The organism is Mucilaginibacter gynuensis (genome assembly GCF_039541195.1).
GTDB lineage: Bacteria > Bacteroidota > Bacteroidia > Sphingobacteriales > Sphingobacteriaceae > Mucilaginibacter > Mucilaginibacter gynuensis.
This window is the reverse complement of the sequence record NZ_BAABFT010000018.1, coordinates 18,309-36,014: the sequence shown is the minus strand read 5'-3', so window position 1 is coordinate 36,014 and position 17,706 is coordinate 18,309. Positions and strand designations below refer to the sequence as shown.

Annotated in this window: 15 protein-coding genes; 12 read left to right on the top strand and 3 right to left on the bottom strand. The window is 44.6% G+C overall.

All coding sequences use genetic code 11. The features are described from left to right. Window positions 1–180: 180 nt before the first annotated feature. The 3 genes from ABD894_RS23655 to ABD894_RS23645 form a co-directional block, all read right to left on the bottom strand. Window positions 181–1,881, bottom strand: a complete 1,701-nt coding sequence (locus ABD894_RS23655; protein WP_345213563.1) for a M3 family oligoendopeptidase — start codon at window positions 1,879–1,881, stop codon at window positions 181–183. Between the two features lie 158 nt (window positions 1,882–2,039). Beyond that, window positions 2,040–2,921 (bottom strand): UbiA-like polyprenyltransferase, encoded by an 882-nt coding sequence (locus tag ABD894_RS23650; RefSeq protein WP_345213562.1) that lies wholly within the window; start codon window positions 2,919–2,921, stop codon window positions 2,040–2,042. A gap of 92 nt (window positions 2,922–3,013) precedes the next feature. Continuing rightward, window positions 3,014–4,960, bottom strand: coding sequence for a KUP/HAK/KT family potassium transporter (locus ABD894_RS23645; RefSeq protein WP_345213561.1), 1,947 nt, complete (start codon window positions 4,958–4,960; stop codon window positions 3,014–3,016). A gap of 192 nt (window positions 4,961–5,152) precedes the next feature. On the opposite strand from ABD894_RS23645, the gene ABD894_RS23640 reads away from it, so the two are divergent. The 12 genes from ABD894_RS23640 to ABD894_RS23585 all read left to right on the top strand — a co-directional run bounded on the left by ABD894_RS23640 (window position 5,153) and on the right by ABD894_RS23585 (window position 17,526). Continuing rightward, window positions 5,153–5,647 (top strand): T9SS type A sorting domain-containing protein, encoded by a 495-nt coding sequence (locus tag ABD894_RS23640; RefSeq protein WP_345213560.1) that lies wholly within the window; start codon window positions 5,153–5,155, stop codon window positions 5,645–5,647. A gap of 249 nt (window positions 5,648–5,896) precedes the next feature. After that, complete coding sequence (locus ABD894_RS23635; protein WP_345213559.1) at window positions 5,897–6,508, top strand: fumarylacetoacetate hydrolase family protein; 612 nt, start codon at window positions 5,897–5,899, stop codon at window positions 6,506–6,508. Window positions 6,509–6,511: 3 nt separating this feature from the next. Beyond that, the gene (locus tag ABD894_RS23630; RefSeq protein WP_345213558.1) at window positions 6,512–8,221 is read left to right on the top strand and encodes a M23 family metallopeptidase; all 1,710 of its coding nucleotides are present in this window, start codon (window positions 6,512–6,514) and stop codon (window positions 8,219–8,221) included. 2 nt (window positions 8,222–8,223) lie between these two features. Then, on the top strand, window positions 8,224–8,685 hold the full coding sequence (bcp, locus tag ABD894_RS23625; RefSeq protein ID WP_345213557.1) for a thioredoxin-dependent thiol peroxidase: 462 nt from the start codon (window positions 8,224–8,226) through the stop codon (window positions 8,683–8,685). Window positions 8,686–8,736: 51 nt separating this feature from the next. Beyond that, window positions 8,737–9,585: a transketolase gene (locus ABD894_RS23620; RefSeq protein WP_345213556.1), complete on the top strand. Its 849-nt coding sequence runs from the start codon at window positions 8,737–8,739 to the stop codon at window positions 9,583–9,585. Between the two features lie 91 nt (window positions 9,586–9,676). Then, complete coding sequence (locus tag ABD894_RS23615) at window positions 9,677–10,642, top strand: transketolase family protein (protein WP_345213555.1); 966 nt, start codon at window positions 9,677–9,679, stop codon at window positions 10,640–10,642. Window positions 10,643–10,673: 31 nt separating this feature from the next. Then, complete coding sequence (locus ABD894_RS23610) at window positions 10,674–11,228, top strand: RNA polymerase sigma factor (RefSeq protein ID WP_345213554.1); 555 nt, start codon at window positions 10,674–10,676, stop codon at window positions 11,226–11,228. A gap of 50 nt (window positions 11,229–11,278) precedes the next feature. Continuing rightward, window positions 11,279–12,142, top strand: a complete 864-nt coding sequence (locus ABD894_RS23605; RefSeq protein ID WP_345213553.1) for a hypothetical protein — start codon at window positions 11,279–11,281, stop codon at window positions 12,140–12,142. Between the two features lie 2 nt (window positions 12,143–12,144). After that, a complete protein-coding gene (locus tag ABD894_RS23600) occupies window positions 12,145–12,627 on the top strand; it encodes a hypothetical protein (RefSeq protein ID WP_345213552.1) in 483 nt (160 codons plus the stop codon). A gap of 179 nt (window positions 12,628–12,806) precedes the next feature. Further along, window positions 12,807–13,994 (top strand): aspartate aminotransferase family protein, encoded by a 1,188-nt coding sequence (locus ABD894_RS23595; protein ID WP_345213551.1) that lies wholly within the window; start codon window positions 12,807–12,809, stop codon window positions 13,992–13,994. Between the two features lie 247 nt (window positions 13,995–14,241). After that, complete coding sequence (locus ABD894_RS23590; protein ID WP_345213550.1) at window positions 14,242–16,518, top strand: glycosyltransferase family 4 protein; 2,277 nt, start codon at window positions 14,242–14,244, stop codon at window positions 16,516–16,518. After that, entirely contained in the window at window positions 16,519–17,526 is a 1,008-nt protein-coding gene (locus tag ABD894_RS23585) for a glycosyltransferase family 4 protein (protein WP_345213549.1), read from the top strand. The last annotated feature ends 180 nt before the right edge of the window (window positions 17,527–17,706 follow it).

Below are 17,706 nucleotides of genomic sequence, written 5' to 3'. Positions count from 1 at the left end.
TAAACGTTTTCAAAATCGATATAAAAGTTTCTGAAAATCAGCCAAATACAATAAATTCATAAGTGACCAATAAGTAACCTTTCTACCAAAAAACATCGACACATTAAGTCCATGTTAAAAAATCGCACAAAAAAAGCCCGACATGTTGCCGGGCTCAGGTGTTTTAGTGTCGTATTTTGTTTACAGTTTCTCCATTTCAGCCTTTACAAAGGCGGCCAGTTCTTTTACATAGTCGGCGCTGAAATCAAATTTGATACCAGCGGTTTCGTAAATTTCCCTGATGGTTTTGGTGTATCCTAATTTCAGGGCATCCAAATATTGCTGCATGCCTTTTTCCGGATTTTCTTTGTAGTTTTTCCATACCGCTATGGCGCCTAACTGGGCCATGCCATATTCTATGTAGTAAAACGGCACTTCAAAAATGTGCAGTTGCTTTTGCCACAAGTTGGCTTCGGCATCCGGGTGTTCGCTCCAATCAACAAAACCCGCACCGAACGGCTCATAGATCTGGATCCAGGCTTCGGTACGCTGCTCGTCGGTATGGTCGGGGTTGGTGTAGATCCAATGCTGAAACTGATCCACCACGGCTACCCATGGCAGGGTTTTCAATACATCAACCAACTGGTCGCGTTTGGCACGTTTAAGATCTTCTTCGTTATCAAAATACACGTCCCAGTTATCCATCGAGATCAACTCCATCGACATGGAAGCCAGCTCGGCTACTTCCGAAGGGCAATGTTTAAAATCGTTCAGCTCCAGGTCGGCAGTTAAAAAGGTATGTACCGCGTGGCCACCTTCGTGTACCATGGTAGTCAAATCGCGAAAGGTATTGGCCGAGTTCATGAAGATGAACGGCGCGCCGGTTTCTGCCAACGGATAGTTATAACCGCCAGGTGCTTTGCCCTTGCGGCTTTCTACATCAAACAGCTGGTTATCTTTCATTATCTCCAAACGTTCGCCCAAATACCTGTTGATGTTGCTGAAACACTGTATCGATTTCTCAATCAGTTCTTCGCCATCTTTAAATGGTTTTAGAGCCGGTTTGCCCGATATGTTCACGTCGGTATCCCATGGTTTCAAGGCTTCCAGCGCAAGGGCTTCTTTCCTTTTTTCGGCCTGCTCACGCAGGATGGGTACTATCTCTGTTTCAATAGCCGCGTGGAAAGCGTAACAATCCTGCGGTGTATAATCAAACCTGCCCAATGCCTGGAACATATAATCGCGGAAGTTCTCAAAGCCTGCGTTCAGCGCCACCTTATGCCTTAACGAACGCAGATGGTCGAACAGTTCATCAAGCTTCTCTTTATCCTGCAAACGGCGCGAGGTGATCTTTTCCCAGGCTTCCTGCCTTTTAGCGCGGTCGGTATCTTTTAACAGGGCTGATGCCTGCTCCAGCGTGAACTCTTTATCACCGATATGCACCGACATGGAACCGGTGATCGACTGGTATTTTTGCTGCTCTACCTGTATCTCGGTTTGCAGCGGAATATTTTCTTCCCTGAATAGCTCTAAGGCTTTACGTACGCCACGCAGGTATATGAAGTACTTATCATTATCAAGGTGATCAACCCATTCGCTTTCGGTCAGCTTAATGTTCAGATCGTTGCTATACGGAGCCGTTTTAGGTTCAATCTCAGTAGCGAAGTATTGAAAGCTTTCCAGCAGATCGGGGTTCAGGGTATCGCAGGTCATGCGGATGTAGCGCCATGCGAAGTCCTCTTCAAGGGCGGCTTCCAATTCACTACGGTCGCGCAGCCATTGCTCCAGTTCGGTAACCGAGGTTATAGGGCGAGCCAATAATTCTTTATAAATAGGTTCAAGATTTTCCCATTTGATCTCCAGATCGGCCGGGATATATGTTCTTGTTTTTTTATGTATCATGGTGTGTTAGATGTGCAAATTTATTAATGTGCAGATGAGCGGATATGCAAATGTGCAGATGTTTTTAATTGATATGCATGGTTGATGTGCAAATATGCAAATGTTTGGGTTGGGTTATTGTTTGTGCTGCCGGATAAAAAATCACCCACCGGTGTAAACTAAATATGGAATGCCGTTAGTATACCGTGTGCCGACAGGAACCTGTCCAGCAAGAACAGTACCGCGAACACTACACTGGCCATGCCGTTGGTGGTCATGAAGGCGAAGTTTACACGGCTAAGATCGCTTGGTTTTACCAGCAGATGTTGGTATACCAACATGGTACAAAAGAACAGTATGCCTACATAATACAACACTCCTACCTGCGTAACAAACACCGGCATCACTATAAACACAGCCGATAGCACATGCAAAAAGGTAGATAGGTTTAATGCTCTTACCTTACCCAGATAAGCCGGGATAGAGTGCAGCTTTTGGCTGCGGTCAAAGTCTTCATCCTGCAAGGCATAGATAATATCGAAACCACTCACCCAGCACAGTACCGATAGCGAGAAGAATACCGGCGTTAAAGCGAACTCCCCGGTTACTACCAAATAAGCCCCTATAGGCGCCAGCGAAAGGCCTAAGCCCAATACTAAATGGCAAAGCGCGGTAAAGCGTTTAGTAGCACTGTATCCTAAAACCACCAGCAAGGCCACCGGCGACAGGTAAAAACAAAGCGAATTTATAAACCAGGTAATACCAATAAAAAGCGCGCAGTTAACCAGCGTAAATATAAGCGCGTTGGTAGCGCTTATTCTCCCTGCGGGGATGTCTCGCTGTTGGGTACGAGGATTTTTGGCGTCGATATCCCTGTCCAAATATCGGTTAAAGGCCATGGCCGAATTACGGGCACATATCATACACAATACCATCATCAGCAACTTTGGCCACTCAAACGTGTGATTAGTAGTTGTTACCGCCAAAAAGAAGCCTATAAAGGCGAATGGCATGGCAAATATGGTATGCGTAAAGGTTACTAATGATAAATACTTCTTCATTTAAAATTAAAGATACGGCCTTTGTATGTATAAGTAAAACACGCCATGCATTACAAAGCGTGTTTAAACATATTATTGCATCAGGTTTACATTTAGCTAACCCGGGTAAGCGTAACCGATTCGGGCGCTACCAGCATCAGCGGCACTTTTTCTACCGTAACAAAGCTCAAATCGAGGCCGAAACCACGCTCTTCTGAAAGACTGACCTTTTTCAACTGTACGTAGATATCCATGATCAGCTGCTCGTAAAACGACAGGTTATGCGAACGCGACAATGCTTTTTCTATCACCACGAAACGGAAATCGCCCACAATGTTATGCTTACTTAACGATTTGTATTTACTGGTGATGTTTACTTCGCCGTTCTTCACCAAATCTTCTACTACCCTTCTGAAGAGCAGGTTGATCTGTTGCTCTACCCTGAAACCCAGTTTAAAGTCGATACGGATCAGTTTATTCGGCACCAAAAAGTCTACCTCGTATTCGCGGGTATAAGGCTCATCCACCACATCTACGTGTACCAGCCAGTATACATCGGCACGCTTGGGCTGCTTTTGCAGTATGGAGTAAACTATTTTCGATTCAATTTCGGAGTTGAAGTTGGCGCTGGTTAAGTACACCAGTTGCGACGCATATTTGGGCACCGTTTCGTCATCACTTAATTCCTTTATAATGTTGAAATAATCGTCAATCTCAATAAACTTCACGTAGCGGTTCTTGATCTTGCGGGCGGTATGCCATGTCCACATCACTACAAACAGCATAAAGCCGATTGACAGCGTAAACCAGCCTCCGTGCACAAATTTCACCAGGTTACCCAATAAGAAAGTACCTTCAATCAGCAAATAAACCACTAAGAACGACCCGATGAGGTACACAGGCACCTTACGGCGTTTCAGGAATTTTGATACCAGTATGGTGGTCATCAGCATGGCTACGGTAATACTTAAACCGTAAGCCGCCTCCATCTTTTCCGATTTTTGGAAGAGTAATACCACAATGATACAACCGGCGCAAAGTATCCAGTTGATGCTTGGTACGTATAGCTGGCCTTTTTGCTCGCTTGGGTAATTGATACGCACCTTTGGCCATAAATTGAGCCTAACGGCCTCGGCGATTAGTGTAAACGAACCCGATATAAGCGCCTGGCTGGCAATAACCGCCGCCACGGTAGCCAAACCGATACCAAATATCAGGAACCATGAAGGCATGATCTGGTAAAAAGGGTTATGGGTGTTGAGGTCTATAGTTTGTCCGTTGCGTTGCAGCAACCAAACCGCCTGACCAAGGTAGTTTAATATTAAACAGGCTTTTACGTAGATCCAGCTTACACGGATGTTGTCGCGACCGCAGTGACCCAAATCCGAATACAGTGCCTCGGCTCCCGTAGTACACAGGAAAACCGCGCCCAGTATCACGAAGCCATCGTAACTGCCGCTGGTTAACAGGCTGAACGCGTAGTATGGATTTAACGCCTTAAAAATAGACGGCATTTGTATAATAAACGATATACCCAACACCCCCATCATGGTAAACCACAGGAACATGATAGGCCCGAAAGCCTTACCAACCAGCGATGTACCGAACTGCTGAATAATAAACAGTAGGGCAATAATGGCTATAACGATCTCTACCGTGGGCAAACCAGGATAGGTAGCATTTAAACCCTCTATAGCTGATGAAATGGTAATGGGCGGTGTAATGATACCATCGGCCAGCAAAGCGCAGCCCCCTACCACAGCCGGAACTATCAGCCACTTGGCCTTTCGCCTTACCAGCGAAAAAAGTGAGAATATACCGCCCTCGCCTTTGTTATCGGCAAGCAGCGTTATACATACATATTTGATGGTTGTTTGGAGGGTAAGCGTCCAGAAGATACACGAGACACCTCCCAGAACCAAAGATTCTGAAATGGCTCCTGAACCAACAATTGCTTTGAACACATATAGGGGGGACGTACCTATATCACCGTAGATAATACCTAAACTAATGAGCAGCCCGGGAACTGTTAGTTTTTGCAGGTCTTTATGATTTGACACTATTTTGTAAAAAAAGCAAAATTATTAAAATTTTCCGTTTCTAAACTTAAACCTATAACTATCGTATAAGTCTTTACAACAGAGCTACAAATAAAAGCTGTTTTTGTTAAAAATTGTTAAATTATTTATAATTAGGCAATGTTTTTGAATGATGAGAGCTTTTATTATACTTTTGTAACCATTATATAAAGCATGAATCGAAATTCTACCTATTCTTACGTAAGGTTATTAGTTATCGCAATAGCGGTATCTATGAATTTCGCTTTCGCCAAAGGCGCTTATAATCAAGACACTACCACACTGTTACGTAAAGCCAAAGCTGTTAAAACCTCATACCTGCGCAGCGGCCTTCCGTTTGCCATGCCGCCGTTAAAACCGGGGGTGGTATCAAGTGCAAGGGTTAATGTTAACAGGCAGGACGATAAGTTGCTTACCAATGTACAGGTATACCCTAACCCGGTAACCGATCAAATCAACCTGAAATACGAAGTATCGCGCAATACCAACGTCACCATAAAAATTGTTGACGTACTGGGCAACGACCTCGTAACCATTTTTTCGCAACGCGTTGAAACTGGCGATCAAAAATTCAGCTACAACATCAACAACAAACTAAGCCGCGGTTTCTACTTCATCCGCATTATGGCCGGTACAGAATCTACCATCAAAAGATTGTCTGTTCTGTAATAGTTTTCAAAGGAGATTTTATTGGGAATTAGTGTGACTTCAGGCTCATTCTACCATCACCACGCTCGACATTTAGCTTATTCTATCCTCTTTTGCTTTCCGCTTTAACCTTTCTCCTTTTACCTTTCCCCTTTAGTCTTTCCCTTTAACCCATCTCCTTTCACCTTTCAGCTTTCTCCTTTCCGCTTTAACCTTTTTTCTTTCAAAAAGCCATTATATTTTTAGCTTTGGCTTTTACCGCATTTGTGTATGAAGATAATCGCTATTGGCCGTAACTACGCCGAACATGCTAAGGAGTTGAATAACCCGGTACCCACTACCCCGGTGATATTTATGAAACCGGATACTGCCCTGTTAAAAGATAATAAGCCATTTTATCATCCCGATTTTTCGCAGGATATACACCACGAAATTGAGGTGGTGCTTAAAGTTTGTAAGGAAGGCAAGCACATCAACGAAAAATTTGCCGCCAATTATTACGATGAAGTTGCACTGGGAATTGACTTTACTGCCCGTGATATTCAGCAGCGCCATAAAGAAAAAGGCCTGCCATGGGAACTGGCCAAAGCATTTGATGGTTCGGCACCGGTGAGCGCGTTTTTACCGAAGGCGCAATTTGCCGATATGTACGCGCTCAATTTCCGGTTAGATATTAACGGCGAAGCCAGGCAAACAGGTAACACTAAAGATCTGCTATTCTCATTCGAGCGTATTATCACTTTTGTATCGCAATACATCACCCTAAAAAAAGGCGACCTTATTTTTACCGGTACCCCCGAAGGTGTGGGCCGTGTAAACATTGGCGATCACCTGGAAGCTTATCTGGAAAATCAGAAATTGCTTGATTTCTACGTCAAATAGCTAATGATCAAAAAAACACTTACTGCCCTTATATATTGTTTATGCTTGTATACCGCATCCGCGCAGGATGTTATTCAAAGCAAATTTTACCCTAAAGATTTCCGCTACCCGCTTGATCTGCCGCCAAGTACGGCAGGTTCCTTCGGCGAGTTGCGGCCAAATCACTTCCATTCCGGGCTCGATTTTAAAACCAATCAGCGCATAGGCTACCCGGTTTACGCGGTATTTGATGGTTATATTTCAAGGTTGCGTATCCAGTATGGCGGTTTTGGTCGCGCGGTATATATTACTCACCCTAACGGTTACACCACGGTTTACGGTCACCTGGATAGCTTTAGCCCAAACATTGAAAAGATTGTGCGCGATTATCAGATCCAAACCCAAAGTTACGAGGTTGATTTCGCGCCGATGCAGTTACAGCTGCCTATTTTTAAAGGCCAGCAGTTTGCCGTATCGGGTAATGCGGGAGCCTCTGCGGGACCACACCTTCATTTTGAGATTCGCGATACCGAAACGCAGGAAACCATTAATCCGCAATTATTCGGCTTAACCATTCCGGATAATGTGCCGCCGTCCATCAGCGCCATAGCAACCTACCACCTGAATGGCGCGCCCTTCAGCGAGAAAACGCCGCACATGTTTTTAGCGGTGACCGGCGCGGGAGGCAATTATCGCCTTACCAATAATCAACCGGTACATTTAAGCGGCGAGGTAGGCTTCGGGCTAACCGCGTACGACAGGAACAGTGCTTCAGTTAACCGCAACGGCATTTATTCGGTTGAGCTTAAACTCGATGGAACTACCGTATATACTTTTACGGTCGAACGTTTCGCGTTCGATCAAACCCGTGCTATCAATGCTTATGTTGATTACCCTTCCCTCCTTTCGGCAGGGCGCTGGATGCAGAAATGCTTTGTGCCGCCGGGCAGTAATGTTTCGCTATACCCGCAAGCGGTAAACCGTGGCATTATTGATTTTAATGACGATGCCATGCACGATGTAGAATACGTTGTGCGCGATGTGGCAGGCAATACTTCTACCTTAGCTATCAAAGTAAAATCAACCCCGCATGATCCTTTCCCGGCATTTAAGCCAACCGGGCAACTGTTCCGTTACGATCAGCAAAACGAATTTAACGCGCCCAATGTAAAGGTGATTGTACCCAAAGGGAACCTGTACGATAACCTTGATTTTCAATACACCAAACTCCCGAAAAAGCCGGGGACGTTTTCAGATACGCATCGCATCCACAATAAATTCACCCAGCTACATGAGGCCTTTAACCTTTGGATAAAGCCTGATACCTCTATTGGCAAAAATGCTGATAAGGCTGTAATAATGAACGCCGCGGGCAATGTAGCCGCAGGCACTTATGAGGATGGTTATGTAAAGGCGCAGTGCCGCTACTTTGGCGATTATTTTGTGAAGATAGATACCATTGCCCCGGTCATCAGCCCGGTAAATATCCGTAACAGGAGTAATTTGGCGGCGGTTAAAAGCATCACTTTACGCATCAGCGACAACCTTTCGGGAGTAAAAAGCTTTGCGGGAAAAATTGACGGGAAATGGGTATTGGTAGAGCACGATTTTAAAAGCAAGCTGTACAAATATTATTTTGATAATGATATTAAGCCCGGAAAGCATACTTTTGAGCTGACCTCAAGCGATAATACAAACAACGTTTCACAATTCACTGCTGATTTTTACAGATAATTATGGCAACACTTAACGAGGGCGACAAAGCCCCTGATTTTAATGCTAAAGATCAAAACGGTAAAGACGTAGCTTTATCTGATTTTAAGGGTAAGAACGTAATACTTTATTTTTACCCGAAAGATGATACCCCGGGTTGCACTGCCGAAGCTTGCAGTTTTCGCGATAATTACCAGTCGCTTTTGAGCCAGGGTTTCGAAGTTATCGGGGTAAGTACCGACGACGAGAAATCGCACAAAAAATTTGAAAGCAAATACAGCCTGCCATTTACGCTGATAGCCGATAGCGAAAAAGCTATTGTTGAAGCTTACGGCGTATGGGTTGAAAAAAACATGTATGGCAAAAAATACATGGGTACCGCCCGCAAAACATTTATTATTGATGGCGACGGTACTATTACCAAAGTTATTGACAAGGTGGACACCAAAAATTCGTCGCAACAGGTGTTAGACCTTTTACAATAGAACATATTTTATAATTTTTAGATTACTTTTGCGCAAAATCAACCTTAATTAATGAAACAAGACATAGCACAATTAGAGCAGACCGCCTCGCAGGTAAGGCGCGATATCGTCCGCATGGTACATGCCTGCCAGTCGGGACACCCCGGCGGTTCTTTAGGCTGCGCCGATTTCCTGGTGGCACTCTATTTCAACGCCATGAACCACAACCCGACTTTCAGCATGGAAGGTAAAGGCGAAGATCTTTTCTTCCTCTCTAACGGCCACATTTCCCCTGTTTTTTACAGCGTACTGGCTCATGCCGGTTATTTCGATAAAGCCGAACTGGCTACTTTCCGTAAACTGAACTCACGTTTGCAAGGTCACCCTACTACTCATGAGCATTTACCGGGCGTGCGTATCGCTTCGGGTTCTTTAGGCCAGGGTTTATCGGTAGCTATCGGCACTGCCTTAGCTAAAAAGCTGGATGGCGATCCGTCTATCGTATATACCTTACATGGTGACGGTGAGTTGCAGGAAGGCCAGATCTGGGAAGCGGCCATGTTCGCCCCGCATAATAAGGTGGATAACCTGATCGCTACCATTGACTACAATGGTCAGCAGATCGATGGTCCTACCAGTTTGGTACTTTCTTTAGGCGACCTGAAAGCCAAGTTTGAAGCTTTCGGCTGGGATGTTCTGGATGAGCCTAAAGGTAACGATATGGCCAGCGTAGTTGCCGTGCTTGAAAAAGCCAAGAGCCATACCGGCAAAGGTAAACCTGTAGCCATTTTGCTGCATACCGGCATGGGTTACGGTGTCGATTACATGATGGGCACCCACAAATGGCATGGCACCGCGCCTAACGATGAGCAATTAACACTTGCCTTAGCGCAATTAGAGGAAACTTTAGGGGATTATTAATATCAGGTTCCGGTGGCGGGGTTTCTGTGGCGGGTGAAAATCCCTGCTATGGTTTTACCGGCCACAGGCCACTCACAACAGACAACTCATAATGAAGAAATATACTTTCACAGAAAAAAAAGATACCCGCTCGGGTTTTGGCGATGGCTTGCTTGAGGCAGGTAAACGCAACCCCGAAGTGGTGGCACTTTGTGCCGACCTGATCGGTTCACTTAAAATGAACGATTTTATCAAGGCTTTCCCTGAACGCTTTTTCCAGATCGGCATTGCTGAAGCCAACATGATCGGTATCGCGGCAGGTTTGAGCATCAGCGGTAAAATACCTTTTACAGGTACTTTCGCCAACTTTTCTACCGGTCGTGTATATGATCAGATCCGCCAGTCGGTCGCTTATTCTGATAAGAACGTGAAGATCTGTGCTTCGCACGCGGGTTTAACCTTGGGTGAAGATGGCGCTACCCACCAGATCCTCGAAGATATCGGCCTGATGAAAATGTTGCCGGGGATGACCGTGATCAATACTTGTGACTATAACCAGACCAAAGCGGCTACCATCGCTATCGCCGAGCATCATGGCCCGGTTTACCTGCGTTTCGGTCGTCCTGTAGTGCCTATCTTTACCGATGCCGACCAAAAGTTCGAGATCGGTAAGGCCTGGATGGTGAATGAGGGTGCAGATGTCTCTATCTTCGCTACCGGTCACATGGTATGGGAAGCTATCCTTGCCGGTGAAAAACTGGCCGAGGAAGGTATTGATGCCGAGATCATCAATATCCACACCATTAAACCTTTAGATGCGGAAGCCGTTTTAAAATCGGTTGCCAAAACAGGTTGTGTGGTTACTGCCGAAGAGCATAACCGTTTAGGTGGTTTGGGCGACAGCATCGCTCAATTGTTAGCGACCAACACTCCTGCCCCGCAGGAATATGTGGCCGTAAACGACAGCTTTGGCGAAAGTGGTACTCCCGCGCAGCTCATGACCAAATATGGCCTCGATGCTGAGCATATCATCGCTGCTGTGAAAAAAGTCATCAGTAGAAAAAAACAAAACGGATAATTTTTACTTTTATAGCATTAAAAGCTAATACATGGCCGCACCGGCTGAAGACGAAGAGATATTAAGCAAATTTCGGGACGAGAGGACCAGGAACGAAGCATTTAACCTGCTACTTAAGAAGTACCAGCAGAAGATTTATTGGCATATCCGCCGTATGGTTGTTGACCACGACGACGCGGACGACCTTGTACAGGACGTATTTGTAAAAATATGGAAGAACCTGCCGGGTTTCCGTAACGACGCGCAACTATACACCTGGATGTACCGGATTGCCACTAATGAGTGCATCACCTTCCTGAATAAGAAAAAGCAGAGGAATAACATCCCGCTCGATGATGTATCATACGAGCTGGCCGAAACGCTTGCCGATTCGAGTTATTTTAACGGCGACCAGGCGCAGTTAAAATTACAACAGGCTTTGCTAACCCTGCCCGATAAACAGCGGCTGGTGTTTAACATGAAGTACTTTGATGATATGAAATATGAAGAAATTTCTGACGTACTGGGTACAAGCGTGGGTGCTTTAAAAGCATCTTTTCACCTGGCAGTCAAGAAAATAGAAGCATTTTTGCTGGCATCAAATTAATTTTTTTATTTTTATTAAACCTTTATACTAAGTATTAATCTAATGAGGGTATGAAGAGCGATATAGAGAACAAAGATTGGCTAAATGAATTTAGTGCACTGAAACAGGTTAACACAAATAACCCGTTCACGGTACCGCTTGGCTATTTCGAAAATCTTGAGGATCGTATCCTTTCCCTTAAAAATTTAGACGGATTTAATATTAATAAAACCAACCAGGGCTTTAGTGTCCCTGAAAACTACTTTAGCGATTTAAGCGCCAATATTGAAAGCCGTATAGTTATATCCAACGCGTTAAGTGTTGAAAATACAAGTTTTACGGTACCTGAGGGTTATTTTGACGAGCTAAGCAGCAATATACAAAGCCGAGTAAATATTGAAGAAGCCATGAGCGAAAGCGATGGTTTTGAAATACCTGCCGGCTATTTTGATAACCTGCACGAGCAAATAACCGCACGCATTGCCGTTGAGGAAATATTGGATGCTGAACCTGAAGAAACATTTGCAGTGCCAACCGGATATTTTGATAAACTTAACGCGGCTATTTTAGCTAAAACCGTAAATGCGGAGCAGGAAGTTGCCGAAGTAAAAGAAATTGCCGAAGCGAAACCGGCACAGCGCAAAGGTATTGTACGCCGCCTGTTTAACCCGGGTGTGTACAAATATGCCGCTGCCGCTTGTGTTACCGTAGCTATCGGGCTATCTTTCTTTATTGGTTCAACAGGTAACCATACTGCAACCGACGGGCACACGCACAGTTATTTGCACACGCAGCTATCAAACATACCGGTAAGCGATATTAAAAGTTACCTTGAATCGAGTGTTGATGCAGGCGAAACACAGGCAGGTATCAGAAACGCGAGCAACACATTGAACAACGAAGAAATACTGGATTATATTGATACCGATCTGTAATAATGAATAGGCTGACCAAGTTCATATTCCAAATAGCATTTTTGCTGGGTATTAGTTATAACGCTTTTGCCCAGGTGCCTGACAATGCCGCAGGGTTTAGAAACAATGCCGTTAATAAAAAAACAAGTATTGCAGCCAGTAAGATAGTAAGTGTTAAAAACGATTTTTTAAACAAGCAGCTTAATCTTACTCCTGCCCAGGGAAAAAAATTCTGGCCTTTATACCGCCGTTACCAGGAGCAACTGGCTACTATACGCAGGTTAAAACGCCTTAATAATACCGATGCCCAAGCCAACGGTACCGAGCAGATCAATAAAGAGTTATACTACCAAACCGAGATGCTCAACATTAAAAAGAGGTATAACGAAGAATTTCTGAAGATCCTTCCTCCCGAAAAAGTAAGCGAGCTCTACAAAAGCGAAAGCGAGTTCAATGCTGAAGTGATCAAACAACTCAGCGAACGCAGCGAAAGAGCAGGAAATTAACTATTGAGTGAGTTACTGATTGAGCGAATGAGTGATGCTTTGTAATTTATTGAATTAGTTATTTTTTAATGCCTGATTTTACCGAATAGGTTGATGAATGGTAGCATATCCTTATTTTTGCAGCGGAATCACTCGATGGCTACACTCATTCAATAACTCACTCATTCACTAAATATCCCATGCTCACCCTTCGTCAGCTTTTTTTAGCCAATAACGCGCAAACTACCCACTTTCCATTATTGCTGGAGTTTGAGCGTGCCGAGGGTGTCCATATTTATGACGCGGAGGGTAAGGCTTATATCGACCTGATATCGGGCATTGGTGTGAGTAACCTTGGGCATAGCAATCCTTATGTGATCAATGCTATAAAAGAGCAGCTGGATAAATACATGCACCTGATGGTGTATGGTGAGTATGTGCAAACCCCACAAGTTCGCTTTGCCGAAAAACTGGTAGCGGTAACGCCAGATAACCTGCAATCGGTATACTTCGTAAATTCGGGTGCCGAGGCCGTTGAAGGGGCGTTGAAACTGGCCAAACGTTATACCGGCCGCTCGCAGATCATCGCTTGCCATAATTCGTACCATGGCAGTACCCACGGCGCTTTAAGCGTAATGGGGAACGAAGAATTTAAACAAGCCTATCGTCCACTACTGCCGGGGGTTGGTTTTACCCGTTTTAATCATCTTGAAGATCTTCAAAGTATTACCGAGCAAACGGCTTGTGTAATTATTGAAACCATACAGGGCGAAGCAGGCATCCGTGTGCCCGATATAGCCTATATGCAGGCCTTACGAAAGCGTTGTAATGAAACAGGCACCTTGCTGATACTTGACGAAATACAGGCCGCGTTTGGCCGCACAGGCAAAACCTTTGCCTTTGAGCATTTTGATATAGTACCCGATATTCTGCTGCTGGCAAAAGCATTGGGCGGTGGCATGCCTATCGGGGCGTTCATGTCATCTGCCGAGATCATGTCGTCGTTTAAAGAGAATCCTATCCTTGGCCATATCACTACCTTTGGCGGTCACCCTGTGTGCTGCGCCGGCGGACTTGCAGCCCTTGAAGTATTACTTAACGAAAATTTAATAGTACAGGTAGCCGAAAAAGAAGCATTATTCAGAAAATTACTGGTACATTCGGCAATAAAGGAAGTACGGGGTAAAGGATTGATGTTGGCTATTGAGCTGGAAGATTTTGATCTGAACAAAAAAATAATAGACCGCTGTATAGAAAATGGTATAATAACCGACTGGTTTTTACATTGCAGTAATTCTATGCGCATTGCCCCCCCGCTTATTATCAGTCATGATGATATCAAAAAAGCCTGCTCTGTAATATTGGAGGCTATTAACTTTTACAGCTAAGCGCCTCAAAACCAAATGGCTTTTTTACGGGCATATATTTTTCTTTATATGCGCCGCCGTTAATTGTCTGTTGTTTGAGTTAAACTGGTACGGTTTATGCAAAATAACGGGTAATTGTACAAAAGTGACCTTTTATATGCTTATAAGTACATTTTAAAACGAATAGTTGCCCTTTTTTTCGGTCACTGCAAATACAACATTGTATTCAGCTATTAATTATTACTAAAATAAAGTACCCTACATATCTATGAAAATTGCCTATATATCAACCTATCCGCCGCGCGAATGCGGGTTAGCTACCTTCAACCAAAATTTGATGCGTGCAATAAACTCAAATTTTCCGGAGAGGCGAAGTTTATCCGAAGGCGGGTTTGTTGTTGCTTTAAATGATTCTGAAAACCTGCATGAGTACGAATATCCTGATGAGGTAAAGTACATCATCCGTCAGAACCATCAAAAAGATTATATACGGGCAGCCAATTACATTAATACCAGCAACGTAGATGCCTGTATTATGGAGCACGAATTCGGTATTTACGGCGGCGAAAGCGGTATTTATATCCTTCCGCTGATCAACAGGCTGGAGAAACCACTGATCACCATTTTGCATACCATACTGAAAGACCCAAGCTACGTACAGCGTATCATCATTCGCGAAATTGCCGAGCAATCGTCGAAAATTGTGGTGATGAGCCAGCGTGCAGTTGAGTTTTTAACTACCATTTACGAGATCCCTGTTGAGAAGATACAGATCATTGAGCACGGTGTGCCCGATTTGGAAGAGCCGGAAAACAACCCGGTGAAAAGCCTTACCGCTTTTAAAAACCACCGTGTATTGTTAACATTCGGCTTGTTAAGCCGCAATAAAGGATTGGAAACTGTAGTACGTGCCCTGCCTAAAATAGTTGAAAAGCATCCTGATGTAACGTATGTAATATTAGGTAACACACACCCGGGGGTTAAAAAGCATTCGGGAGAGGAATACCGTGATTCGTTGAAAAGTATGGCAGCACAGCTGGGTGTTTCAAAAAACCTGGCGTTCATCAATAAGTTTGTATCTGAAGAAGAACTGATCAACTACCTTACCGCTGCCGAAATTTACGTAACCCCGTATCTGAACGAAGCGCAGATCACCAGCGGAACATTGTCTTACGCTGTGGGTTCGGGCGCCGCGGTGGTATCAACACCATACTGGCACGCGCAGGAACTGTTATCACATAATAGAGGCCGATTATTCGATTTTAAAAATTCGGACGCGCTGGCCGACATCATGATAGAACTGCTTGACGATGATGCTGTGCTTGACGAATTAAAACAGAATGCCTATCAATATGGCCTGCATTTACGCTGGCCGGTTATAGGTGCGGAGTTTATTAAAGTAGCGCAGGAATCGTGCATGGAGCATGATTTTAGCGACAAGATATTAAAGAACAGCATTGTTGACCCGGAGATATTACCAAAATTCAGCCTGGCGCATGTAATACGTTTAACTGATGATACCGGGATTGTTCAGCATGCAAAATACGGCATCCCTAACTTAAAAGAAGGGTATTGCCTTGATGATAACTCTCGTGCGTTGATCATGGCCCTTATGGCCTATCAGCGTAATAAAAGCCAGGAGGCGCTTGAATTGCTGCCGGTTTACCTGAGCTATATTCACTACATGCAAACCGATGATGGTAATTTCCGCAACTTTTTAAGTTTTAGCAGGCAGTACCTGGATGAGGTAGGATCAGAAGATTCATTCGGTCGTACGATATGGGCATTGGGTCATTTGATTGATTGTGCAGCTACCAACTCATACCGTGAGTTCGCGATGGAGATCTTCCAGAAATCTATCCCACACTTTAAAACACTCCATCACCTGAGAGGCATGGGTAATACCATTATCGGCGTAAGCTTATACCTGCAAGCCGTACCTACCGACGAGGGCATGATTAAGGAATTGATAGGCCTTACCCAACCTTTGGTTGATGCTTACAACAATACCCAATCTGACGACTGGCAATGGTTTGAAGAGAAAATGACCTATGATAACGCGATACTTCCGCTGGCTTTGCTGCACTCGTGCGAGATAACCGGCAACGAAGAAGTACGTGCCATAGCGATGAAAACCATGGCATTCCTTGATAAGCTGACTTTATCGAACGGCTATTTAAGCCCGGTGGGTAACGATGGTTGGTATTATCGCGGCGGTACCTTCCCTACCTTCGATCAGCAGGCTATCGAAACTATGGCCATGGTGATGATGCATTTCCAGGCTTACAAAATTTTCCGTACGCCGGAGTATATCGAAAAAATGTTCCTGAGTTATAAATGGTTCCTTGGTGAAAATACGCTGCGTGCACCGCTTTACGATCATGAAACCAAAGGCTGTTGCGATGGTTTGCTGCCAACAGGTATCAACCGTAACCAGGGCGCCGAAAGTACTTTGGCTTACCTGATATCGCACCTTACTGTACTTAAAGCTTTTGAATTAGAGTACGAGTACAATAAGTATAACCAAAATGTTAAGGTTTGCTAAATGAAGGTAGCCGTTTTAGCGCCCGTTGCCTGGAGAACCCCTCCGCGGCACTATGGGCCCTGGGAACAGATCGCATCAAACATTGCCGAAGGAATTATTAAACTTGGCGCTGAAGTAACTTTATTTGCCACCGGTGACTCAATCACCGGTGGCAAACTCGAATCCGTATGTGAAACGGGGTACGAGGAAGACCGCAGTCAGGATGCCAAGGTGCTCGAATGCCTGCACATCAGCAACCTGATGGAAAAGGCCGGCGAGTTCGACCTCATCCATAATAACTTCGATTTTTTACCGCTTACCTATTCGGGCTTGATAAAAACGCCGTTGATCACTACTATTCATGGTTTTTCATCGGAACGGATCATCCCGGTATATAAAAAGTATAATCAGCGCGGGCATTATGTGTCTATCAGTAACTCCGACCGCAGCCCCGAACTGGATTATTTAGCCACCGTTTATAACGGACTGGACACTAAGGATTTTCTGTTTAATGATAGCCCGGAAGATTACCTGTTGTACTTTGGCCGCATCCATCATCATAAAGGTACTGCCGAAGCCATTGAAATAGCCAAACGCACCAACCGTAAGCTATTGATAGCAGGTATTATTCAGGATGAAAACTATTACAGGGAGGAAGTAGCACCCGAGTTAAACGACCAGATACAATACGTAGGCCATGCCGGACCGGATAAGCGTAAGGAACTACTAAGCAATGCTGCCGCCCTGTTACATCCCATCAATTTTGATGAACCATTTGGCCTAAGCGTTGCCGAAGCGATGCTTTGCGGTACACCCGTAATTGCGTTTAACCGTGGTTCGATGCCGGAACTGATCAAACATGAGGAAACAGGCTTTTTGGTGAGCAATGTTAACGAAGCAATTGAAGCAGTTGCTCAACTAACTCAAATAAACCGTGCCGACTGCCGCGATTGGGCAACAGCACAGTTCTCCTGCGATAAAATGGTGAGCGATTATTTTAAGCTGTACCAACAGATATTGAACAAGTAATTTATATTTCAAACATAACAGCGCCATCGTTAGGTACAAAACACCTGTGCGATAGCGCTTTGTTGTGAATAGCCCTTAAAAAAACGCGTCATTCTGGAACGCAGTGAAGAATCTTCTTCGCTATGCTTATATGCGATAGATGCTTCGTTCCTCAGCATGACAGCGGAGAGGGGTTGTGAG